This window comes from Variovorax sp. GW822-FHT04E09, from assembly GCF_058800845.1.
Genome location: NZ_JBXAMR010000007.1, coordinates 215,418 through 236,735 on the forward strand (window position 1 = coordinate 215,418; position 21,318 = coordinate 236,735).

Annotated in this window: 19 protein-coding genes; 10 read left to right on the forward strand and 9 right to left on the reverse strand. The window is 71.1% G+C overall.

Annotated features, from left to right (window positions below):
- Positions 1-85: 85 nt before the first annotated feature.
- From AC1RL8_RS25610 to AC1RL8_RS25635, 6 genes are all read right to left on the reverse strand, one after another.
- Entirely contained in the window at positions 86-916 is an 831-nt protein-coding gene (locus AC1RL8_RS25610) for an enoyl-CoA hydratase/isomerase family protein (RefSeq protein ID WP_492686467.1), read from the reverse strand.
- A 17-nt stretch (positions 917-933) separates the two neighbouring features.
- Positions 934-1,713 carry an enoyl-CoA hydratase-related protein gene (locus AC1RL8_RS25615; RefSeq protein WP_354344716.1) on the reverse strand — a complete coding sequence of 260 codons (780 nt, stop codon included), beginning with the start codon at positions 1,711-1,713 and terminating at the stop codon, positions 934-936.
- Positions 1,710-3,224, reverse strand: a complete 1,515-nt coding sequence (locus AC1RL8_RS25620; RefSeq protein WP_492686466.1) for an acetyl-CoA acetyltransferase — start codon at positions 3,222-3,224, stop codon at positions 1,710-1,712. The genes AC1RL8_RS25615 and AC1RL8_RS25620 overlap by 4 nt, the downstream gene beginning before the upstream one ends.
- A 4-nt stretch (positions 3,225-3,228) precedes the next feature.
- Positions 3,229-4,383 carry an acyl-CoA dehydrogenase family protein gene (locus tag AC1RL8_RS25625; protein WP_492686465.1) on the reverse strand — a complete coding sequence of 385 codons (1,155 nt, stop codon included), beginning with the start codon at positions 4,381-4,383 and terminating at the stop codon, positions 3,229-3,231.
- Between the two features lie 12 nt (positions 4,384-4,395).
- Positions 4,396-5,598: an acyl-CoA dehydrogenase family protein gene (locus AC1RL8_RS25630; protein ID WP_492686464.1), complete on the reverse strand. Its 1,203-nt coding sequence runs from the start codon at positions 5,596-5,598 to the stop codon at positions 4,396-4,398.
- A 142-nt stretch (positions 5,599-5,740) separates the two neighbouring features.
- Entirely contained in the window at positions 5,741-6,610 is an 870-nt protein-coding gene (locus AC1RL8_RS25635; RefSeq protein WP_062482079.1) for a UDP-2,3-diacylglucosamine diphosphatase, read from the reverse strand.
- A 94-nt stretch (positions 6,611-6,704) separates the two neighbouring features.
- Here AC1RL8_RS25635 and AC1RL8_RS25640 point away from each other — a divergent pair, with 94 nt between their 5' ends.
- Positions 6,705-8,453 carry a lysoplasmalogenase family protein gene (locus tag AC1RL8_RS25640; protein ID WP_492686463.1) on the forward strand — a complete coding sequence of 583 codons (1,749 nt, stop codon included), beginning with the start codon at positions 6,705-6,707 and terminating at the stop codon, positions 8,451-8,453.
- A 40-nt stretch (positions 8,454-8,493) separates the two neighbouring features.
- Here AC1RL8_RS25640 and dmeF read toward each other — a convergent pair whose 3' ends face one another.
- A complete protein-coding gene (dmeF, locus tag AC1RL8_RS25645) occupies positions 8,494-9,453 on the reverse strand; it encodes a CDF family Co(II)/Ni(II) efflux transporter DmeF (RefSeq protein ID WP_492686462.1) in 960 nt (319 codons plus the stop codon).
- A 10-nt stretch (positions 9,454-9,463) separates the two neighbouring features.
- Positions 9,464-10,528, reverse strand: coding sequence for a Holliday junction branch migration DNA helicase RuvB (gene ruvB, locus AC1RL8_RS25650; RefSeq protein WP_062482092.1), 1,065 nt, complete (start codon positions 10,526-10,528; stop codon positions 9,464-9,466).
- 168 nt (positions 10,529-10,696) lie between these two features.
- Between ruvB and AC1RL8_RS25655 the strand changes: the two genes are divergently transcribed.
- The 7 genes from AC1RL8_RS25655 (at position 10,697) to AC1RL8_RS25685 (ending at position 17,184) form a co-directional block, all read left to right on the forward strand.
- The gene (locus AC1RL8_RS25655) at positions 10,697-11,311 is read left to right on the forward strand and encodes a CDP-alcohol phosphatidyltransferase family protein (protein ID WP_492686461.1); all 615 of its coding nucleotides are present in this window, start codon (positions 10,697-10,699) and stop codon (positions 11,309-11,311) included.
- Between the two features lie 38 nt (positions 11,312-11,349).
- On the forward strand, positions 11,350-13,116 hold the full coding sequence (locus AC1RL8_RS25660) for a bifunctional alpha/beta hydrolase/class I SAM-dependent methyltransferase (protein WP_492686460.1): 1,767 nt from the start codon (positions 11,350-11,352) through the stop codon (positions 13,114-13,116).
- A complete protein-coding gene (locus AC1RL8_RS25665) occupies positions 13,113-14,459 on the forward strand; it encodes a phosphatase PAP2/dual specificity phosphatase family protein (RefSeq protein WP_492686459.1) in 1,347 nt (448 codons plus the stop codon). Before AC1RL8_RS25660 ends, AC1RL8_RS25665 begins: the two co-directional genes overlap by 4 nt.
- Positions 14,452-14,892, forward strand: coding sequence for a hypothetical protein (locus AC1RL8_RS25670; RefSeq protein WP_062482724.1), 441 nt, complete (start codon positions 14,452-14,454; stop codon positions 14,890-14,892). The genes AC1RL8_RS25665 and AC1RL8_RS25670 overlap by 8 nt, the downstream gene beginning before the upstream one ends.
- A gap of 62 nt (positions 14,893-14,954) precedes the next feature.
- A complete protein-coding gene (locus AC1RL8_RS25675) occupies positions 14,955-15,620 on the forward strand; it encodes a lysophospholipid acyltransferase family protein (RefSeq protein WP_139704435.1) in 666 nt (221 codons plus the stop codon).
- 5 nt (positions 15,621-15,625) lie between these two features.
- Positions 15,626-16,573, forward strand: coding sequence for a phosphatidate cytidylyltransferase (locus AC1RL8_RS25680; RefSeq protein ID WP_492686583.1), 948 nt, complete (start codon positions 15,626-15,628; stop codon positions 16,571-16,573).
- Positions 16,570-17,184, forward strand: a complete 615-nt coding sequence (locus tag AC1RL8_RS25685; protein WP_492686458.1) for a YdeI/OmpD-associated family protein — start codon at positions 16,570-16,572, stop codon at positions 17,182-17,184. Before AC1RL8_RS25680 ends, AC1RL8_RS25685 begins: the two co-directional genes overlap by 4 nt.
- A 25-nt stretch (positions 17,185-17,209) precedes the next feature.
- Here the strand turns inward: AC1RL8_RS25685 and AC1RL8_RS25690 are convergent, their stop codons facing one another.
- Positions 17,210-17,833, reverse strand: a complete 624-nt coding sequence (locus tag AC1RL8_RS25690; protein WP_223301435.1) for a Crp/Fnr family transcriptional regulator — start codon at positions 17,831-17,833, stop codon at positions 17,210-17,212.
- Positions 17,834-18,105: 272 nt separating this feature from the next.
- Between AC1RL8_RS25690 and AC1RL8_RS25695 the strand changes: the two genes are divergently transcribed.
- Entirely contained in the window at positions 18,106-19,167 is a 1,062-nt protein-coding gene (locus AC1RL8_RS25695; RefSeq protein WP_492686457.1) for a porin, read from the forward strand.
- A 23-nt stretch (positions 19,168-19,190) separates the two neighbouring features.
- Positions 19,191-21,302, forward strand: coding sequence for an acetate--CoA ligase family protein (locus AC1RL8_RS25700; protein WP_492686456.1), 2,112 nt, complete (start codon positions 19,191-19,193; stop codon positions 21,300-21,302).
- Positions 21,303-21,318 lie beyond the last annotated feature (16 nt).

The following is a 21,318-nucleotide window of genomic DNA, read 5'->3' on the forward strand; positions in this document are numbered from 1 at the left end:
CCCGGCGGCCTGTTGTGTGAAGGCATCTTGGCGCGCGGGCGCCGGCGTCGCATCGTCGGAAGCGACGAAAGCGCGGAAAGACGTTTCAACGCCCCGTGAAGACGGGTGCGCGCTTGGCCGCGAAGGCGGCGGCGGCCTCGCGGAAATCCTCGGTTTTCAGCGCCAGCACCTGGGCGCGGTTCTCGACCTCGAGCGCGGCGTCCAGGCTCGGTGCCTCGAGGTTGGCCCACATGAGCTGCTTGGTGTGGCGCGTGGCGTAGGGGCTGTTGCGCAGCACGTCGGCGGCCAGGGCGAGCGCGCGCGGCAGCAGGGCCTCGTCGTCGACCAGCGCGGCGACCAGGCCGATGCGCTCGGCCTCGTCGGCAGGCACGGGGCGACCCGTGAGCATGAGCTCGAAGGCGCGCGAGGCGCCCACCAGGCGCGGCAGGTGGTAGCTGATGCCGCACTCGCCGGCCGTGAGGCCGATGCGCACCGCGCCCACATGGAACGACGCCGAGCGCGCGGCCACGCGGATGTCGGCGCCCAGCGTGAGCGCAAAGCCCGCGCCCACGGCCACGCCGTTGACGGCGGCGATCACCACCTTGTCGAGCGCGCGCAGCCGCCGCACCATGCCGGCGAACAGTTCCTGTCCCGCCATCAGGTCGGCCACCGAGGGCTCGCCGTCGAGCGGCTGGTCGTCGCGGCGCGTGAGCGGCGTCGTGAGATCCCAGCCGGCGCAGAAGCCGCGCCCGGCGCCTGTGAGCACCAGCACGCGCACGCTGCCGTCCTGCGCCAGTGCGTCGAGCGCGGCACACAGGCGCCGCACGGTGGGCTGGCTCAGTGCGTTGAGGCGCGCGGGGCGGTTCAGCGTGAGCAGCGCGATGCCTGCGCGGCTGCGGTCGATGAGGATGTCGTCGTCTGCTTCGCTGTCGGGCATGGCGGTCTCTTCTTTGTTCAGCGGCCGCTCCAGCGCGGCGCGCGTTTCTCGATGAAGGCACGCGGGCCTTCCTTGAAGTCTTCGCTCGCGGCCACGCGCTCGAAGGCGTCGCGCGTGAGGGCGCGCAGCGCGGCTTCGTCGAGCCCGCTGTTCGCCTCGCGCGCCACGCGCAGGCTCTGGCGCACCGCCACCGGGCCGTTGCGCGCGATCTCGGCGGCCAGCGCCAGCGCGGCTTCGCGCAGCCCCTCGACGTCAGACACGAGGCGGTTGACCAGGCCGAAGCCGTGCGCGCGCTCAGCATCGAGCTGGCCCGCCGTGAGGATCAGCTCGAGCGCGATGTTCGGCGGAATGGCGCGCGGCAGCCGGTACAGCCCACCCGCCGCGGCGATCAGCCCGCGCAGCACCTCGGGCAGGCCGAAGGCGGCCTGCCGCACGGCCACGACGAGGTCGCAGGCCAGCACGAGCTCGGTGCCGCCGGCCAGCGCCTTGCCGTTGACGGCGGCGATCCACGGCTTGCTGCGCTCGCGGTACACGAAGCCCGCGAAGCCGCCGCGCTCGGTGCGCAGCGCGCTGCCGCGCCCGGCCGACACTTCCTTCAGGTCGGCGCCCGCGCAGAAGGCTTCGCGGCCGGCGCCGGTGAGCACCACGGCGCGGATGTCGTCGTCGGCCTCGGTGGCATCGACGGCGGCTTCGAGCCCCGACGCCACATCGCCGTTGACGGCGTTGCGCGCCTCGGGGCGGTCGATGGTGACGAGGGCGACGTGGCCCGGCAAACGTTCGACGGTGACTGCGCTCATGACACGCTCCAGTTCAAGAGATCGTCCGCACTGGCCGTCATCGTGCCGCTGCAACCGACAGGGCTGCGGTCGAGGTCGGTCAGCACCTTCAACGAAGCCGCATCCGTGGCCTCGACGCGCGCCATGAGCCGTTCGCCGGCCGGCGTGCGCGCGATCACGATGCCCTGCGAGGGCTGGCCGTCGCGGCCGTAGACCACGGTGAAGGTCTCCAGCGTGGCGGCGCCCGCGTACTGCAGCACCAGCGGCGGCACCGGGCCGCGCCGCGCATCGGCGGCGGCCTGCACGTCGTAGTCGGGCTTCGGAAGCCCTTGCGGCGGCGGGCTGGAGCCCAGCACCAGCGCGTGGTGCTTGGTGACGTACTCGCCCTGGCCGTAGAGCAGCGCGGCCTTGCCCTTCGGCGCGGCGCGCAGCGCGCGCACCAGGCCCGCGGCGGCGTGCGTCATGTAGTCGTTGAGCGGCGCGCCGAAGAAGCTCAGGCCGCCGGTGGAGGTCATGCGCGCCTCGGGCGCCAGGCCCAGCGTGCGGCGCGCCATCTTGGGCACGATGGGGAAGCAGCTGTACAGCTCCAGCATCTCGAAGGCCGAGGCGTCGCCGCCGACCTGCGCGAGCACGGTTTCCATCACGAGGTCTTGTGCGTGCGAGCGGTGGTACTGGTCGCGCTGCAGGTAGTCGCGCGGCTCGCGCGCGGCGGCGCCGTCCCACACGTAGACCCAGCGGTCTTCGGGAATGCCGAGTTCGCGCGCATGGCCCACGCTGGTGAGCAGCACGGCCGCGCCCATGTTGACCAGCGGGTTGGCCACCATGTGCTTGGTGTAGGGCCAGGCAATGAGGCGGTTGGCCGCGTCGACGCGGGCGATGTCTTCGGGCGTGAAGGGCTTGCGCAGCCAGGCATAGGGGTTGGCGGCGGCCACCTCGGAGTAGCGCGCCCACAGGCGCGACGACTCGTCCTGCGCCTGGCGCGGCGTCTGGCCCCAGTGGGCGAGCGCAGCGTTCTCGTAGAAGGGGTAGATGGTGGTCGGCATGGCCGCGCCGAGCCGGATCGCCACCGGGTGGCAGATGTCGGTGCCGCGCACCAGCTTCACGCTGTCGTCGCGCGGGGTCCAGTCGAGCGCGATGCCGAGCTTGGCGGCGGCGTCCACCGTGTAGCGCGCCTCGGCGCCGGTGATGGCGGCCACTTTGCTCTCGCCGCGCGCGATGCGCAGCGCGGCCTCGTGGATGTAGCGCACCGGCGCTTCGCCACCGGTGACGCCGTAGACGCTGCGCGCCGGGTTGCAGCCCAGGCGCGCGTTGAGCAGCGCGGGCGCGTCGGTGTAGGGCCACGAGTACTCGCAGACGACGTCGAGCGAGTCGAGGCCGGCCAGCAACGCGGCGGCGCCGCTGTCCTGTGCGGCGGCGCGCATGGCGCGCGCCATCAGCTCGATGGGTTCGAGGCCTTCGGCGGCCTCCTTGGTGCGGTGCGTGATCTCGCCGACGCCGACGATGACCGGCGTGCGGTCGTCCAGTGCTGTCATGGGGTTAGTGCTGTGAGAGGGGTTGTTGTGGTTGCTGCAGCTGCGCCACGCGGCGCAGGTGCCACGCGGGCGGGCCGAACTGGCCTTCGATGAGGGTGGCGCGGCGCACGTAGTGGCCGACGGCGAGTTCTTCGGTCATGCCCATGCCACCGTGCAGCTGCACCGCGCCCTGCCCCACGGCGCGGCAGGCCTTGGCGACCGCGACCTTGGCGGAGGACACGGCGCGTGCGCGCGAGGCCGCGTCGGCGCCCGCGGCCAGCGCCTCGCCCACGCTGGCGGTGAGCGCGTCGGCCTGCTCGAGCGCCATGTGCATGTCGGCGAGCCGGTGCTGCAGCACTTGGAAGCTGGAGATCGGCACGCCGAACTGCTTGCGCTGGCGCACGTAGTCGAGCGTGTCGCGCATCAGCCGGCGCAGGATGCCGATGGACTCGGCGCAGACCGCGAGCGTGGCCTCGTCGAGTGCCTGCTCGATCTGCGGCAGCGCTGCGCCTTCCTCGCCGAGCAAGGCATCGGCGTTCAGGCGCACCGCGTCGAAGGCGATGTCGGCCGCGCGGCCGCCGTCGCGCGTGCGGTAGGCACGCAGCCGCACGCCGGGCGCGTCCTTGGGCACGACCAGCAACGACAAGCCCTTGTCGCTGCGCGCCGTGACGATGACATGGCTGGCCCACGGCGCGGCCTGCACCACGGCTTTGCGGCCGTCGAGCCGCAGCCGGCCGTCGGCCTCGCGCACGAGCGTCGTGCGCACGTCGTCGCGGGCATGGCGGCTGTGCGGCTCGTCGTGTGCGAAGGCCAGCACGGCCTGCCCGGCGACGACGCGCGCGAGCAATGCATCGGCCTGCGCGCCCGGGTGGCGCTGCAGCAAGCCGGCGCCGATCACCAGCGTCGAAAGATACGGCTCGGCCGCGAGCGCGCCCCCCAGCGTGGGCATCAGCGCAAGGTGCGCGGTCAGGCCAAGGCCCAGTCCGCCCTGCGATTCGGGCAGGGCCGCGCCCAGCAGACCCAGGTCACTTGCCAGGCCTTGCCAGAACGGCGGCGGTGCATCGTCGGCGGCGGCCAGCGCATGAAGTCGCTGCTCGAAGCCGTGCTGGTCGTCGAGGTAGCGCGCGAGGCTGTCGCGCAGCATCGCGAGGGTGTCGTCTTGTTCGGTGAGGGTGGTCATGGCGAGCGGTCCTCAGCGTGATTGCAGGAGCTGCGCCGCGATGATGTTGCGCTGCACTTCGTTGGAGCCGGCGTAGATCGATGCGGCGCGGTCGTTGAGGTAGGCGGACATCGAGAACACCGCCTCCTCGGGCACGGCCAGCGCGCCCTGCAGGCCGTCGTCCAGCGGCAGGTCGGCCGCCGCGTAGTGGGCGGCAATCTCCACGCCGAGTTCGGTCAGGCGCTGGCGCAGCTCGGAGCCCATCACCTTGCCCATCGAGGGCCGAATGCCGTGCGGCTCGCCGCGGGCCTGGGCGCGCAGCGACTGCAGCTCGGTGGCTTCGACGGCGTCGATGGCGCAGTCCATCTCGGCCAGGCGCAGCGCCATTTCGCGCGCCTCGTCGGTGGCGGTGTCGCCCGCGGCGGCGAAGGCACTGTCGGCGGCGGCGCGCAGCCGGCGCAGACGCGCGCGCAGCATCGGCGCCCAGGCCCCGCCGCGCTCGTGCTGCAGCAGGTACTTGGCCACCGTCCAGCCCTGGTTCTCCTCGCCGATGAGGCCGCTGGCGGGCACGCGCACGTCGTCGAAGAACACCTGGTTGAGCTCGTGGTCGCCCGAGATGCTGATGATCGGGCGGATGGTCAGGCCGGCCTGGGGGATGTCGAAGCACAGGAAGCTGATGCCCTGCTGCGCCTTGCCGCCCGAGGCGGTTCGCACGAGGCAGAACATGCGGTTGGCGTACTGCGCGTGGGTGGTCCAGATCTTGGTGCCGTTGATGACGTAGTCGTCACCGTCACGCACCGCCTTGCATTGCAGCGACGCCAGGTCGGAGCCCGACTGCGGCTCGGAGTAGCCCTGGCACCAGTAGTCCTCGCCCGAGCGGATGCCCGGCAGCCAAGCCTGCTTCTGCGCCTCGGTGCCGAAGGCGATGATCACCGGCGCCACCATGCCGGGCCCCATGGGCGCGCGCGGCGGCGCGTCGGCCGCGGCAAGCTCGCTCGCGAAGAGGTAGTGCTGCATCGGCGTCCAGCCGGTGCCGCCGTGCTCCACCGGCCAGTGCGGCACACTCCAGCCGCGTTGGGCCAGCACGCGGTGCCAGCGGTTGCCGTCGGCGTAGTCGGTGAAGATGCCGGAGCAGCGGCGCCCTGCGGCGCGCAGCTCAGGCGTCAGCTCGCGCGCGAGAAAATCGCGAACCTCGTCGCGAAACGCGGTCTCCGCCGCGCTGAGGGTCCAGGCCATGGTGTTGTCTCACAGGGTTCACACCCGGCAAGTGTGCGGCGCGCGCGCCGGCGCGGCATCGTCGGATCGGACGAACGTGGGCGCCCCCACCGCGGCGGTGAGCGCTTTTTTCTTCAGTTGAAGCCCATGCCGGGCCGAACGTTCAGGCGGCGACCGCTTCGCGTGCCGGCACCGCTTGCGTCCCGACGGGCATGTGCTGCGCCCAGTCGATGATCTCGAGCGTGCCGTCGGCATGCTCGGCCAGCGCGGTGAGGCTTTCCACCCAGTCGCCGTCGTTGCAGTACAGGATGCCGTCGATGTCGCGCATCTCGGCGTGGTGGATGTGGCCGCACACCACGCCCTGCGCGCCGCGGTTGCGGGCCTCGCGGGCCACGGCGTTCTCGAAGTCGCCCACGTAGCTCACGGCGCGCTTGACCTTGCCCTTGAGGTACTTCGAGAGCGACCAGTACGGCAGCCCCATGCGCGCGCGCAGCGAGTTGAGGTGGCGGTTGAGCTTGAGCGTGAACTCGTAGAGCGAGTCGCCCACGTAGGCCAGCCACTTGGCGCACTGGATCACGCCGTCGAACAGGTCGCCGTGGATGATCCACAGCTTGCGGCCGTCGGCGGTTTCGTGGATCCATTCGTCGGCCACGTCGATGCCGCCGAAGTTGTGGTTGAGGTACTTGCGGGCGAACTCGTCGTGGTTGCCCGGAATGAAGATCACGCGCGTGCCCTTGCGCGCCTTGCGCAGCAGCTTCTGGATCACGTCGTTGTGCGCCTGCGGCCAGTACCAGTGGCGCTTGAGCTGCCAGCCGTCGATGATGTCGCCGACCAGGAACAGGGTCTCGCACTCGGTGTGCTTGAGAAAGTCGAGCAGCGCCCTGGCCTGGCAGCCGGGCGTGCCCAGGTGCAGGTCGGAGATCCAGAGGGTGCGATAGCGCAGCGCCGGACGCGCCGCATCGTCGTCCTCCGGCTCGGGAGGCTGGATCGCGGTGTCGCGCCAGGCGCGAAGGAAAGCGTCGTCGCGTTGCATGGTCCGGCAGGTTCGCAGCCGCGCGTGACCGCACGATGGCGACTCCGTGACATCCCGGTGACGCGTGGCACCAGGGCAACGCCACAATCGGACGATGCGCTCTGGCCAGATCATCGTTCTCGTGTCCCCCGTGTTCTTTTTACTGATCGCGATCGAGTTCGCGGTCGGCCGCGCGCGCGCCCGGCGCGGCACCGGGCAGGACACCTACCGCCTGGCCGACGCCGTGAACAGCATCGGGCTGGGCATGCTGAGCCAGATCAGCGCGGTGCTCACGGGACTCTTGCGCGTCGGCATCTACACCGCCGTGTACTCGGCCGTGGCGCTCTTTCCGCAAGACGCGGCGCGCGAGTTCTGGACCACGTGGTACGGCTGGCTGCTGGCGCTGGTGTTCTACGACTTCTGCTACTACTGGCTGCACCGCATGGGCCACGAGTCGGCCGTGCTGTGGGCCGCGCACGTGGTGCACCACCAGAGCCAGCACTACAACCTGTCGACCGCGCTGCGCCAGACCTCGAGCGGCGCACTGCTGGGCTGGCTCTTCTACCTGCCGATGGCCGTGGCCGGCGTGCCGCCGCTGGTGTTCGTCGTGGTGGCGCTCATCGACCTGCTCTACCAGTTCTGGGTCCACACCGAACAGGTCGGCAAGCTCGGCTGGTTCGACCGCTGGTTCTGCTCGCCCTCGAACCACCGCGTGCACCACGCGGTGAACGACCGCTACCTCGATCGCAACTACGGCGGCGTGCTGATCGTGTGGGACCGCCTCTTCGGCACCTTCCGCGAGGAGGACGAGCGCTGCGTGTACGGCACGCGCGGCGAGCTGAAAAGCTGGGACCCGCTGTGGGCCAACGCCGAGGTCTACTGGGCGCTCGCCAGGGATTCATGGCATGCGCGCCGCTGGTCCGACAAGCTGCGCGTGTGGTTCAAGCCGCCCGGCTGGCGCCCGGCCGACGTGGCGGCGCGCTACCCCAAGCCGGCTTTCGACATCGAGAAGGTGACGCGCTACGAGCCCGTGGTGAGCCGGGGCGTGCAATGGTTCGCGGGCCTGCAGTTCCTCGCGCTGCTGGCCGGCGTGACGGTGTTCCTCTGGTACTCCGACGCCCTGCCGCTGCCGCAGGCCGCCGTCTGGCTGGCCGCGCTGACGGCCGGGCTGTGGGCCGTGGGCGCGGTGCTGCAGAGCCGGCTCTCGGTCACCGAGGTGCTGCTGGTCGAGGCCGCCGCGCTGGCCACGGCGAGCGCGGCCCTGGGCATCGGCTGGCTGCACCTCCTCTTCAAGCCCTTGGCCCTGGCCATCGCCATCGCCTTCGCGGCCCGCCGCGCGCAACGCCAGCCCGGCGGCATCGCGCGCTTCGATGCGCTGTTGCTGACCGGCCTGGTCTTCTCGCTCGCGGGCGACGTGCTGCTGATGGGACCGGCGAACCTCTTCGTGCCCGGGCTCGTGTGCTTCCTGCTCGCGCACCTGGCGTACATCGCGCTGTTCCGCATCGGCGTCGGCCTTTTCCCGCGGCCCCGCGCGCTGGCGGCCACCTTGCTGATCGGCGCGGGCATGTACGCCTTCCTGTGGCAGGGCGGCCTGCCGGTGGCGCTGCGCATTCCGGTCGGCTTCTACGTGGTGGTGATCGCCTGCATGGCGGCGCAGGCCATCGGGCGTGCGGCGGTGCTGCGTTCCAGCGACCCCACCGCGCTGTGGGTGGCGGTGGGCGCCTGCTTCTTCATGCTGAGCGATGCGCTGCTGGCGATCAACCGGTTCGTGTCGCCGCTGCCGCTGGCGTCGCTGTGGGTGCTGGCGACGTACTACACGGCGCAGATGCTGATCGTGCGGCACGTCCGGCGGCCGACGGCCTGACTTTCTCCCTCCCACAGAGGGGAAGGAGCAGGCCCTCGACCTAGTCAGCGCAGCGCTGAATCTCCACCGTCGAGTGCCGGATCTCCTCGTGCATCGAGAAGCACGCCCGCACCTGGTCCGCCGTGAGCGTGGCCGAATGCGTCACCACCGTGAGCGCGCAGGCGTACGCATCGCGGCCGACGCGCCAGACGTGCAGGTCGGCCACGCGGGTTTCGGAATCGGCCAGCATCGTCTCGACGCCTTCGCGGATTTCGGCGGTGACGGGGTGGTCCATCTCGCGATCGAGCAGGACCTTGCCGGTTTCCTTCAGCAGGCCCTTGGCCCAGACGGCGACGAGCACGGCGCCGACGATGCCCATGGCCGGGTCGAGCCAGGACCAGCCGTAGAACCAGCCGCCCAGCAGCGCCGCGATGGCGAGCACCGAGGTGGCGGCGTCGGCCACCACGTGCAGGTAGGCGGAGCGCAGGTTGAGGTCGTGGCCGTGTGCGTGGTCGTGACCGTGGTGGTGGTCATGCCCGTGCCCGTGGTCATGGCCGTGATGGTCGTGCGAATGCCCCAGCAGCCGCGCACAGACCAGGTTCACCACCAGGCCCAGCACCGCGATCGAGATGGCCTCGGGGTAGTGGATGGCCACGGGCGACCACAGCCGCTCCAGCGAACCCACCACCATGAGCGCGGCGACGCCGAGCAGCAGCAGCGCGCTCGCGAAGCCGCCGAGCACCTCGATCTTCCAGGTGCCGAAGGCAAAGCGCGGGTCGCGGGCGTAGCGCCGCGCGGCGGCGTAGGCAAAGGCGCTCAGGCCGATGGCCAGCGCGTGCGAGCTCATGTGCCAGCCGTCGGCCAAAAGCGCCATGGAATTGAACCACCAGCCGGCGCCGATCTCGACCACCATCATGGCGGCGGTGATCCACATCACGAGGCGGGTGCTGCGTTCGGCGGCGGCATTGCCGGCGCCGAAGTGGTGGTCGTGCTGCCAGGCGCTCAGGTCGTGGGTGTGCATGGTTTTCTCTTCAGGCGCCGAACAGGTCCGGGCCGTCGGCGCGGCCCGAGGGCGGCACCACGCCCAGGTGGCGGTAGGCCGCGAGCGTGGCGATGCGCCCGCGCGGCGTGCGTTGCAGGTAGCCCTGCTGGATGAGGTAGGGCTCGATCACGTCCTCGATGGTGTCGCGCTCTTCGCCGATGCTGGCGGCCACGTTGTCCAGGCCGACCGGGCCGCCGTCGAAGCGGTGGATGACGGCCTCGAGCAGCTTGCGGTCCATGAGGTCGAAGCCCTGCGGGTCGACGTCGAGCATGGCCAGCGCCTTGTGCGCGATGTCTTCGGTGATGCGGCCGTTGCCCTTGACCTCGGCGTAGTCGCGCACCCGGCGCAGCAAGCGGTTGGCGATGCGGGGCGTGCCGCGCGAGCGGCGCGCGATCTCGAAGCCGCCGGCGGCGTCGGTCTCGACCTTGAGCAGGCCGGCGCTGCGGCGCACGATGAGCGCCAGTTCTTCCGGCGTGTAGAACTCCAGCCGCGCCACGATGCCGAAGCGGTCGCGCAGCGGGTTGGTCAGCATGCCGGCGCGGGTGGTGGCGCCCACCAGCGTGAAGGGCTGCAGGTCGAGCTTGATGCTGCGCGCCGCGGGGCCCTCGCCGATCATGATGTCGATCTGGTAGTCCTCCAGCGCGGGGTACAGGATTTCCTCGACGACCGGGCTCAGGCGGTGGATCTCGTCGATGAAGAGCACGTCGTTGGGCTCAAGGTTGGTCAGCAGCGCCGCCAGGTCCTTGGGCTTTTCGAGCACGGGGCCCGAGGTCTGGCGCAGGTTGACGCCCAGCTCGGCCGCGATGATGTGCGACAGCGTGGTCTTGCCCAGACCCGGCGGGCCGAACAGCAGCACGTGGTCGAGCGCCTCTTTGCGCTTGCGCGCCGCGCCGATGAAGATCTCGAGCTGCTCGCGCACCTTGGCCTGGCCGACGTACTCGTCGAGCAGCTTGGGCCGCAGCGCCCGCTCGATCGCCTCCTCGTTGGGCGAGGCGGGGGCGGCGGACACCACGCGTTGCGGGGCGGGGGCGAAATCGTCGGTCTGGATGGTCATTGGGGGTGGGTCTTCGGGGGCAAGTTTAGTCCCGGCGCTGCGCCGGGCCGCCCCCAGCGAGCGAGCGCCCCCTCGGGGGGCCGCGAGAGCGCGAAGTGCCGAGCGTGGGGGCCATGTTTCACACTGGCAGAATGCCTGCAGAACATAACAAGAGAGGGAAGTCAGAACGTGTCCATCTACGAACTGAAACCGCGTTTCCAGGCCTTGCTGCGACCGCTCGTGGTCCGGCTGCATGCGATGGGCGTGACGGCCAACCAGGTGACGCTGGCGGCCTGCGTGGTGTCGGTCGTGCTCGGGCTCTGGCTGTTCTTCGCCGCGCCCTCGCTGGCGGCCTTCGGCCTGATCCCCGCCTGGATGTTCCTGCGCATGGCCTTCAACGCCATCGACGGCATGCTGGCGCGCGAGCACCACCAGCAAAGCAAGCTGGGCGCCTTCCTCAACGAACTCACCGACGTGGTCTCCGACGCCGCGCTCTACCTGCCTTTCGCGCTGGTGGCGCCGTTCGCGCCGTTCTGGGTCGGCACGGTCATCATGCTGGCCGGGCTGAGCGAATTCGCCGGCGCGCTGGGCCCGACGGTGGGCGCCTCGCGCCGCTACGACGGGCCGATGGGCAAGAGCGACCGGGCCTTCGTGTTCGGCGCGCTCGGGTTGTATGTCGCCCTCGGCGGACCGCTGCCGGGCTGGACCGCCCTCCTGATGCCATTGCTGGCCGCGCTGGTGGCCTGGACGGTCGTCAACCGCATCCGCCGCGCCCTGGCCGAGGCTGAAGCGCCCGCCGCCTGAAACACCCCCATACAAATAAGTAAAGAAGACCCTTCTTCATGACCCTTTCCACACCCCGCGTCGCCGCCGAACATCATTTCCGCACGCACGACGGCGAATCGCTGTTCTACCGCCACTGGCCGGCCACGGGCGCCGCGCGGCGCGGTGCCGTGCTGCTGTTCCACCGCGGCCACGAGCACGGCGCGCGCATGGCGCACCTGGTGGACGAGCTGGACCTGCCCGACTTCGACTTCTTCGCCTGGGACGCGCGCGGCCACGGCCTGTCGCCGGGCCAGCGCGGCTACAGCCCCAGCTTCGGCACCTCGGTGCGCGACGTGCAGACCTTCGTGCAGCACATCGCCGCCGCCCACGGCGTGCCCGAGCACGACATCCACGTGGTGGCGCAGAGCGTGGGCGCGGTGCTGATCGCCACCTGGGCGCACGACTACGCGCCCAAGGTGCGCGGCCTCACGCTGGCCTCGCCGGCCTTCAAGGTCAAGCTCTACGTGCCGTTCGCGCGGCCGGGGCTGGCGCTCATGCACAAGCTGCGCGGGCTGTTCTTCGTGAACAGCTACGTGAAGCCGAAATTCCTCACGCACGACCCCGCGCGCATCGAGAGCTACAAGAACGACCCGCTGATCTCGCGCCCGATCGCCGTCAACATCCTGCTGGGCCTGTACGAGGCGGCCGACCGCGTGGTGGCCGACGCCAACGCGATCACGCTGCCGGTGCAGCTGCTCATCTCGGGCGCCGACTGGGTGGTGCACCACAAGCCGCAGCACCAGTTCTTCGAACGGCTGGGCAGCGCCGTGAAGACGAAGACGGTGCTGCCGGGCTTCTTCCACGACACGCTGGGCGAAAAAGACCGGGCGCCCGCGGTGGCGTCGATCCGCGAATTCATCCTGCAGCGCTTCGACGAACCGGCCGTGCCGGTCGACCTGCGCGAGGCGCACCTGAACGGCAACACCGCCGACGAGTCGCGCGCGCTGGCCGAACCGCTCTCGCCCCTGTCGCCACGCGGCGCCTACTGGGCGATCACGCGCGGCGGGCTGCGCGTGGGCGGCGCGCTGTCCAGCGGCATCGCGCTGGGCCACGCCACGGGCTTCGACTCGGGCAGCACGCTCGACTACGTCTACCGCAACCAGCCGCAGGGCAAGGGCGCGCTGGGCCGCTCGGTCGACCGCACCTACCTGGACTCCATCGGCTGGCGCGGCATCCGCCAGCGCAAGATCCACGTCGAAGAGCTGCTGCGCATCGCGATGGAGCGGCTGGTCGAGATGCACCGCGAGGTGCGGCTCATGGACATCGCGGCCGGCCACGGCCGCTACGTGCTCGACGCGGTGCTGGCCAGCCCGGTGAAGGCCAGCTCGATCCTGCTGCGCGACTACAGCGACATCAACGTGCGCGACGGCACGGCCCTGATCGCCGAAAAGGGTCTGGAAGACGTCGCCCAGTTCGTGCAGGCCGACGCCTTCGACCGCATCAGCCTGGCGAGCGTGACGCCGCGGCCCACGCTGGCCGTGGTGTCGGGCCTGTACGAGCTGTTCCCCGACAACGAGATGGTGCGCCGCTCGCTCGCGGGCGTGGGCGACGCGGTGGAAGACCGGGGCTACCTGGTCTACACCGGCCAGCCCTGGCACCCACAGCTCGAAATGATCGCCCGCGCGCTCACCAGCCACCGCCAGGGCGAAGCCTGGGTGATGCGCCGGCGCACGCAGGCCGAGATGGACCAGCTGGTCGAAGAAGCGGGCTTCCGCAAGATCGACCAGCGGGTTGACGAATGGGGCATCTTCACGGTGTCGCTGGCGGTGCGCGTCGCGCAATGACCGCCCGGCGCGCGCCCCGGCCGTGGAAACGCGCCGCCGCGTGGCTGGTGTTTTTGGGGCCGCTGTTCTACGCGACCTACGGCTTCGCCAACTGGTGGGCCACCACGCGCGCCAGCGTGCCCTCGATGGCCTTCGACTGGGAGCGGCAGGTGCCCTTCTGGGCCTGGACGATCTTTCCGTACTGGACCATCAACGTCTTCTACGCGCTGTCGCTGTTCCTGGCGCGCGACCGCCACACGCTCGACCGGCATGCGCTGCGGCTGGTGAGCGCCACGCTCATCGCCTGCACCTGCTTCATCCTCTGGCCGCTGCACTTCAGCTTCGGCCAGCCGCCGGTGGAGGGCGCGCCGGCCTTCCTGTTCAATGCGCTGCGCGGCTTCGACCAGCCCTACAACCAGGCGCCGTCGCTGCACATCGCGCTGGCCGTGATCCTGTGGGACTGGTACCGGCGCTTCATCCGGCCGCTGTGGGCGCGGCTCGTGCTGCATGTGTGGGCCTTCGCGATCTGCGCCTCGGTGCTCACGACCTGGCAGCACCACTTCATCGACATCCCGACCGGCGCGCTGCTGGGCATCTTCTGCGTCTGGCTGTGGCCGATGGCGCGCCGGGTGTCGATGCTGCGCGCCTGGCGCCTGGCACGCGATCCGCAGCGGCTCAAGCTCGCGGGCTTCTACGCCGTGGGCGCGGCGCTGTGCCTGGGCGCAGCACTGGCGACCGGCGACGTGGCGCTGTGGCTGGCGTGGCCGGCGGCGGCGCTCGCGCTGGTGGCGCTCAACTACCTCGGCTTCGGCGCGCGCGGCTTCCAGATGGACGGCCACGGCCGCATGGGCTGGGCGGCGCGCTGGCTGTTCGCGCCCTACCGCCTGGCCGCGGCCTTCAATGTGTGGCTCTGGACGCGCAAGCTGCCGGCCTCGGTCGAGGTGGTACCCGGCCTGCGCCTGGGCCGTCGCCCCACGCAGGCCGAATGGCTCGCCGCCGGCCAGCCCCGGCTCGTGAGCCTGTGCGCCGAGCTGCAACTGCCGGCCGGCGTGCCGCCCGCCCGTGCGCGCTGCGTGCCGCTGCTCGACCTGGTGGTGCCGCCGCCCGTGCGCCTGCGCCGCGCCGCGGCCGTCATCGAAGGCCAGCGCCGCGCGGCGGCGGCCGACGGTTCGGCCGTGTGGGTCTGCTGCGCGCTGGGCTTCTCGCGCAGCGCCGCTGCCGTGATCGCCTGGCTGGGCCGCGACCACGGCCTGGCGCAGGCCGAAGACGCCGTGCGCCGCGCCCGCCCGCAGATCGTGCTGCACGCCGCCTGGCGTGCAGCGCTCGCCCCCACCCCCGACACAGCCCCTTCCCGCCATGACTGACAACGAACGCGCCACCTGCACCACCCTGGCCGGCCTGCTGCGCGCGGCGGCCATGCTTGCCCTCTGGGGCTTCGCGCTCACCTGCATCGCCGCCCTGGTGCTGGCGCTCACGCTGCGCGGGCTCTCGAACACCGCCATCCTGGCCTTTGCCGCGGTGATGGTGCTGGGCGTGCTCGAACGCTACTTCGCCTTCCGGCTGCGGCTGGACCAGGCGCTGTTCGAAGGCCTGGCCAACGGCCAGATCGCTTCGCTGGGCGCGATGGACAACGCCCTTTCCGTGCTCGGGCTGCGCGACCCACCGCCGCAGCCCAACGCCCGCGCGCTCGCCGACCGCGTGCAGGGAACCCGCCAACTGATGCAGCGCCACGCCATCGTGATCGCCTGCCAGAACGCGCTCTTCCTGCTCGCCCTCATGACACAGGAACTCGCTTGAACAACGACAACGGCAACAACAAGAACGACAGCAGCAGCGACGACAGCGCCCGGCCAAGCGCCATCGTGCGCCGCGGGCTCGCGGTGGTGGCGGGCCAGCTCATCATCGGCGCGGCCGGCCTCTTGACCGGCGTGCGCGCCATCTGGTCGGGCACCACGCCCAAGGCCGAGCAGACGCTGTACTTCGCCAACCACACCAGCCACGGCGACTTCGTGCTCTTGTGGGCCACGCTGCCCTCCGACCTGCGCGCGCTCACGCGGCCCGTGGCGGGGCAGGACTACTGGGAGGCCTCGAAGCTGCGCAACTTCATCGGCAAGGACGTGTTCAATGCGCTCATGATCCGCCGCGACGGATCGGGCCAGGGCGGCAACCCGGTCGACCAGATGAAGGAGGCGCTGGAAGGCGGCGACTCGCTCATCATGTTCCCCGAGGGCACGCGCAACACGGGCGACGACATCCTGCTGCCGCTGAAAAGCGGCCTCTTCCACCTGGCGCGCGCCTGCCCCACCGTGCGGCTGGTGCCGGTGTGGATCGAGAACCTCAAGCGCGTGCTGCCCAAGGGCACGCTGGTGCCGATCCCGCTGGCCTGCACGGTGCGCTTCGGCGCGCCGATCCAGCTCGAGGAAGGCGAAGACAAGACCGCCTTCCTTGCCCGCGCACGCACGGCCATGCTCGACCTGCGCCCGGAGTACGACCGCATCGAACAAAACGGAGGGACCGCCTCGTGATCGAAATGTCCCCCTTCGCCTGGACCACCTTCAAGCTCTTCGGCGGCGTCTTCGGCGTGCTCGTGCTGGCCTCGGCCATCGGCGCGCTGCTCAAGTGGCGCGTGGCGCACGGCCAGCCGCACTCGGTGATCGACAACCTCAACTCGCGCGTCAACGCGTGGTGGGTGATGGTGGCGGTGATCGGCCTGGCCTTTGCCTTCGGCAAGGGCGGCGTGATCGTGCTGTTCTACCTGATCTCGTTCTATGCGCTGCGCGAGTTCATCAGCCTGGCCTACACGCGGCGCGGCGACCACGGCGCGATCGCGCTGGCCTTCTTCGTGGCGTTGCCGGGCCAGTACTTCCTGATCTGGATCGACTGGTACGGGCTGTATTCGATCTACATCCCGGTCTACGCCTTCCTGCTGCTGCCCATCCTGGCGGCCGTGGGCGGCGACACGCAGCGCTTCCTGGAGCGCACCTCGAAGATCCAGTGGGGCCTGATGGTGTGCGTGTTCTGCATCAGCCACGTGCCGGCGCTGCTCACGCTGCAGATTCCGGGCTTCGAGGGCCGCAACCTGCTGCTGATCGCCTTCCTGGTCATCGTGGTGCAGGGCAGCGACGTGCTGCAGTACGTGTGGGGCAAGCTCTTCGGCAAGCGCAAGGTGGCGCCCGAACTCTCGCCCTCCAAGACGTGGGAAGGCCTGATCGGCGGCGTGGCCAGCGCCACCGCCATAGGCGCGGCGCTGTACTGGGCCACGCCCTTCAACCCGTGGCAGGCGGCGCTCATGGCCTTCATGATCTGCCTCTTGGGCTTCTTCGGCGGGCTGGTGATGTCGGCCATCAAGCGCGACCGCGGCGTGAAGGACTGGGGCTCCATGATCGAAGGCCACGGCGGCATGCTCGACCGGCTCGACTCGGTGATCTTCGCGGCGCCGATCTACTTCCACGCGCTGCGCTACTGGTGGGTGCCATGAGCCCGGCGGCGAAGAAGACCGCGGTCAAGACCGACCGCATCGTCGACGACACGCCGCTGGAATGTGCCGACGCCGCCGCGCTGCTGCGTTGGTACAAGAAACACCACGCCACGCACGCCGGCGTCTGGCTGCGCATCGCGAAGAAAGCCAGCGGCATCGCCTCCGTCGACCACCCCGAGGCGCTGGAGATCGCGCTGTGCTTCGGCTGGATCGACGGCCAGCGCAAGAGCCAGGACGCGCAGTTCTTCCTGCAGCGCTTCACGCCGCGCACCGCGCGCAGCATCTGGTCGAAGATCAACCGCGACAAGGCATTGAAGCTCATCGACGAGGGCCGCATGCAGCCCGGCGGCCTGGCCGAGGTGGAGCGTGCCCGCGCCGACGGCCGCTGGGAGGCGGCCTACGACGCCCCGAGCGTGGCCACCGTGCCGCCCGACCTGCAGGCCGCGCTCGACGCCAACCGCAAGGCCAAGGCCTTCTTCGCCACGCTCGATGCGCGCAACCGCTTCGCGGTGCTGTTCCGCACCCAGGGCGCGAAAAAGCCCGAGACGCGCGCCCGGCGCATCGCGCAGTTCGTCGAGATGCTCGCCAAGGGCGAGAAGATCCACCCCTGAGCCCGCGCGCTGCGGTGCGCGCCGCTCACTGCGGCCCGGTGCCGGTCGCGATGACCGCGAGCTGGTCGGGGTCCACGATGCGGATGCGCTTGTAGCTCATGTCGATCACGCCTTCCGCGACCAGCCGCCCCAGCTCCTTGTTGATGGTCTGGCGCGACAGCCCCAGCATCGCCGCGAGGTCGTTCTGCGACAGCCGCACCGGCAGGCTCGCCGCCGCCTCCACCTGCATGCCGTAGAAGTGGATCACGCTCATCAGCGTGGCGGCCACGCGCCCGCGCACCGAGTTCAGCATCTGGTTCTGCAGCAGCACCACGCTCAGCCGCTGGCGCTTCAGGCCCAGCCGGGCCACGCCGCGCCACAGCGCGGGCTCGGCGTCGAGCACCGCGATCACGGCGTCGCTGGGCAGGTGGACGATCACCGAGTCTTCGTGCGCGTGGTAGTCGTAGGGCAGCGGCACGTCCTCGAGCAGGCGCACCAGCGGCGCCACCTGGCCGGGCCCGAGCAGCGCGTTGACGTACTTGCGCCCCTGCGGGCTCATGCTGCTGATCTCCAGGCAGCCTGACACCACCGCCAGCAGCTCGCGCTTGTGGCGGTCGCGCGCCAGCACCTGCGTGCGGCGGCGGTAGCGCACCAGCCGCGCCGACTTCATGAGCTCGGCGCGGCGCGCGTCGGGCCATTGGGAGAACAGCTCGTTCCAGCGCAGCGCGCGGTCGAGCAGCTCGGCGCTGTCTTCGGCGTCGGGAGGGGTGGTTGCAGGTGGTCGGGTCAGCGGGTTCTCCCTGCCCTGGTGTTCACGAATCTGTCAAAGCGTTGACAGATTCGGGGGCCCTTCATTTCTATCGTAAGCCCCGGACATCGACAAGCACACAGGCGGCACCGCCCTGCACCCGCAGGCGACCGGCCACACCGGAGACAACCCAAATGAAGAAGACAGCCACCGCAGCCCTCGCGCTCGCGGCCTGCGCCCTTGCGTCCGCGCAAAGCACCGTGAGCGTCTACGGCACGCTCGACCTGTACGTGGCGCACGCCAGGTCGGGCCCCGCCTCCTCCATGCGGCTGGAGGACGGCGGCCAGACCGCCTCGCGCATCGGCTTTCGCGGCACCGAGGACCTGGGCGGCGGCCTGGGCGCGCACTTCACGCTCGAAAGCGGCTTTGCGCCCGACACCGGCAACGGCACGCTGCCCGGCCCCGCGATGTCGTTCAGCCGCCAGTCCTTCGTCGGGTTCTCGGCGCCGTGGGGGCAGATCGACGCGGGCCGCATGTACACGCCGATGTTCTACGCGCTGTTCAAGGCCGACCCCTACGGCCTGAACTCGGTGTTCTCGCCCATCAACCTGGTGGCGGCCACCGACGCGCAACCGGGCCTCACGCCCTTCGCGGCCCGCGCCAGCAACATGGTGCGCTACCGCACGCCGGCCAGCATGGAGTTCTTTGCCGACCTGGCCTACGCACCGGGCGAATCGAGTGCGCCGAGCCACCAGAGCGGCAACGTCTACGGCGGCAACATCGGCTGGGCGCGCAAGCCCTACTACATCGCCTACGCCTTCCAGCGCGCGCGCTCGGGCACCGGCGCGGCGCCGGTGGCCTCGCCCGCCACCACGACCTACCAGGCGCTGACCGGCTCCTACGAGCTGCCCTCCATCGGCCTGCAGCTGTACGCCAGCTACGTGCGCAACGCCTCGAGCCTGCCCCACGTGCCGACCGCGAAGCTGGTGAACCTGGGCGCCACCTACAACGTGACGCCGGCCTCGAACCTGATCTTCGGCGCCACGCAGCGCAAAGTGGCCGAGAGCGAACGCTCGCAGCTGGCCTGGACGCTGGGCTACGACTACTACCTGAGCAAGCGCACCGTGGTCTACGCGCGCTGGCTGCGCCTGCTGAACCGGCACGGCGCCTCGGCCTCGCTCGCGACCATCCCGGTGGTGGCCAACAGCGGCAACGACGTGCGCGTGCTCGCCACCGGCATCCGCCACAACTTCTGACTTCCGAACCCTTCGCCATGCCCATGGACTTTTTCTCTTCGCAAACCGAATCCCTGTCGGCGCTGTTCGCACCGCGCGCCATCGCGGTGGTCGGCGCCTCGTCCAACGCGCAGAAGATCGGCGGCATTCCCGTCGACTACCAGCGCCGCTTCGGTTTCGAGGGCGCGCTCTACCCGGTCAACCCGAACGCCGACCGCATCCAGGACCTGCCGGCCTACCCGAGCCTGCGCGCCATCGGCCAGCCGGTGGACCTGGCCATCCTCGCGGTGCCCTCGGCGCTGGTCGACGGCGCGCTCGACGACGCCATCGCGGCGGGCGTGAAGGGCGTGGTGCTGTTCTCCTCGGGCTTCGCCGAAGTGGGCGCCGAGGGCGCGGCGGCGCAGGCGCGGCTGGGCGACAAGGCGCGTGCCGCGGGCGTGCGGCTGGTCGGCCCCAACTGCCTGGGCTTCATGAACATCGCGCGCCACGTGTACGCCACCTTCTCGCCGGCGCCCGGCGTGGGCCGCGTGATGCCGGGGCGCATCGGACTGGTGAGCCAGTCGGGCGCGTTCGGCGCCTATGCGTATGCGATGGCGCGGGCGCGCGGCGTCGGCCTGTCGCTGTGGGCCACCACCGGCAACGAGGCCGACGTGCAGGTCGCCGACTGCCTGGCCTGGCTCGCGCAGGACCCCGACACCGACGTGATCATGGCCTACATGGAAGGCTGCCGCGACGGCCCCCGCCTGCGCGCGGCGCTGGCCCTGGCGCAGGCCAACGGCAAGCCGGTGGTGATGGTCAAGGTCGGGCGCACCGCACTCGGCGCCGAGGCCGCGGCCTCGCACACCGCCGCGCTGGCGGGCGACGACGCGGTGTACGACGCGGTGTTCCGCCAGTACGGCGTGCTGCGCGCGCGCAACCTCACGGAGTTCTTCGACCTGGCCCACAGCGCGGCCGTGGCGGGCCGCCCGCGCGACCGCTCGATCGGCCTGTTCACGCTCTCGGGCGGCGTCGGCGCGCTGATGGCCGACGAGGCCTCGGCCCAGGGCCTGGACGCCCGGCCGCTGAGCGAGGCCGCGCAGGACACGCTGCGCCGCTGGGTGCCCTTCGCGGCGCCGCGCAACCCGGTCGATATCACGGGCCAGGTGACCAACGACATGACGCTGATCGATCGCACGGCCCGCGTGATGCTGGACGACCAAGGTTTCGCCTCGTGGATGGGCTTCCTGGCCGCCGCGGGCGCGTCGGACGCGTTCTGGCCGGTGCTGCGCTCGCTCGTGGCGTCGCTGCGCGAGGCGTATCCCGACACGCTGCTGGCGGTGAGCACGCTGCTGACGCCCGAGCGCCGCGCCGAACTCGAGGCCATGCGCTGCCTGGTGTTCGCCGACCCGTCGGACGGCATCCGCACGATCGCCGCGCTCGCGGGGCTGAAGCCTGCGGCGGCAGCGGTTGCGGCGCCCGTTTCGACCCAGGCGCCGTTGACGCTCGCGCCCGGCACGATGTCCGAGCCCGATGCGCTCGCGCTGCTCGCCGACGCCGGCGTGCCCGTGGTCGCGCACCGCGTGGTGCGCAGCGCCGACGAAGCGGCGGCCGCCGCCGAGGCGCTCGGCGAGGCGGTGGTGGTGAAGATCGTCAGCGCCGACATCCCGCACAAGTCGGACGTCGGCGGCGTGGCGCTCGGCCTGCGCGGCGCGGCGCAGGCGCGCGCGGCCTTCGAGCGCACACGCGACCACGCACTCACCGCGCGGCCCGAGGCGCGGCTCAACGGCGCGCTGGTGGCGCGCATGTTGACCGGCGGCGTCGAGTGCATCGCGGGCGTGCACCGCGACCCGGTGTTCGGGCCGGTGCTGATGTTCGGCCTGGGCGGCATCCACGTCGAGACGCTGCGCGACGTGTCGCTGCGCGCGCTGCCCATCACGCGCGACGACGCGCTGGCCATGGTGCGCGAGCTGCGCGCCTTCGCGATCCTGAACGGCGCGCGCGGCCGGCCGCCGGTCGACCTCGATTCGATCGCCGACGCGCTGTGCGCGCTGGCCGACTTCGCGCAGCGCGCAGGCGACTCGCTCGACAGCGCCGAGATCAACCCGCTGATCGCGCGCCCGCAGGCCGAGGGCGGCTGCGTGGCGGTCGATGCGCTGGTCGTCGGCCGCGCGCCCTGAAGCACAACAACCACCG

What these genes read in the sequence shown, in the direction of transcription:
- AC1RL8_RS25610 (WP_492686467.1), bottom strand. Translation starts at nt 916, where the DNA reads ATGCCCGACAGCGAAGCAGACGACGACATCCTCATCGACCGCAGCCGC.
- AC1RL8_RS25615 (WP_354344716.1), bottom strand. Translation starts at nt 1,713, where the DNA reads ATGAGCGCAGTCACCGTCGAACGTTTGCCGGGCCACGTCGCCCTCGTC.
- AC1RL8_RS25620 (WP_492686466.1), bottom strand. Translation starts at nt 3,224, where the DNA reads ATGACAGCACTGGACGACCGCACGCCGGTCATCGTCGGCGTCGGCGAG.
- AC1RL8_RS25625 (WP_492686465.1), bottom strand. Translation starts at nt 4,383, where the DNA reads ATGACCACCCTCACCGAACAAGACGACACCCTCGCGATGCTGCGCGAC.
- AC1RL8_RS25630 (WP_492686464.1), bottom strand. Translation starts at nt 5,598, where the DNA reads ATGGCCTGGACCCTCAGCGCGGCGGAGACCGCGTTTCGCGACGAGGTT.
- AC1RL8_RS25635 (WP_062482079.1), bottom strand. Translation starts at nt 6,610, where the DNA reads ATGCAACGCGACGACGCTTTCCTTCGCGCCTGGCGCGACACCGCGATC.
- AC1RL8_RS25640 (WP_492686463.1), top strand. Translation starts at nt 6,705, where the DNA reads ATGCGCTCTGGCCAGATCATCGTTCTCGTGTCCCCCGTGTTCTTTTTA.
- dmeF (WP_492686462.1), bottom strand. Translation starts at nt 9,453, where the DNA reads ATGCACACCCACGACCTGAGCGCCTGGCAGCACGACCACCACTTCGGC.
- ruvB (WP_062482092.1), bottom strand. Translation starts at nt 10,528, where the DNA reads ATGACCATCCAGACCGACGATTTCGCCCCCGCCCCGCAACGCGTGGTG.
- AC1RL8_RS25660 (WP_492686460.1), top strand. Translation starts at nt 11,350, where the DNA reads ATGACCCTTTCCACACCCCGCGTCGCCGCCGAACATCATTTCCGCACG.
- AC1RL8_RS25665 (WP_492686459.1), top strand. Translation starts at nt 13,113, where the DNA reads ATGACCGCCCGGCGCGCGCCCCGGCCGTGGAAACGCGCCGCCGCGTGG.
- AC1RL8_RS25670 (WP_062482724.1), top strand. Translation starts at nt 14,452, where the DNA reads ATGACTGACAACGAACGCGCCACCTGCACCACCCTGGCCGGCCTGCTG.
- AC1RL8_RS25680 (WP_492686583.1), top strand. Translation starts at nt 15,626, where the DNA reads ATGTCCCCCTTCGCCTGGACCACCTTCAAGCTCTTCGGCGGCGTCTTC.
- AC1RL8_RS25685 (WP_492686458.1), top strand. Translation starts at nt 16,570, where the DNA reads ATGAGCCCGGCGGCGAAGAAGACCGCGGTCAAGACCGACCGCATCGTC.
- AC1RL8_RS25690 (WP_223301435.1), bottom strand. Translation starts at nt 17,833, where the DNA reads ATGAAGTCGGCGCGGCTGGTGCGCTACCGCCGCCGCACGCAGGTGCTG.
- AC1RL8_RS25695 (WP_492686457.1), top strand. Translation starts at nt 18,106, where the DNA reads ATGAAGAAGACAGCCACCGCAGCCCTCGCGCTCGCGGCCTGCGCCCTT.
- AC1RL8_RS25700 (WP_492686456.1), top strand. Translation starts at nt 19,191, where the DNA reads ATGGACTTTTTCTCTTCGCAAACCGAATCCCTGTCGGCGCTGTTCGCA.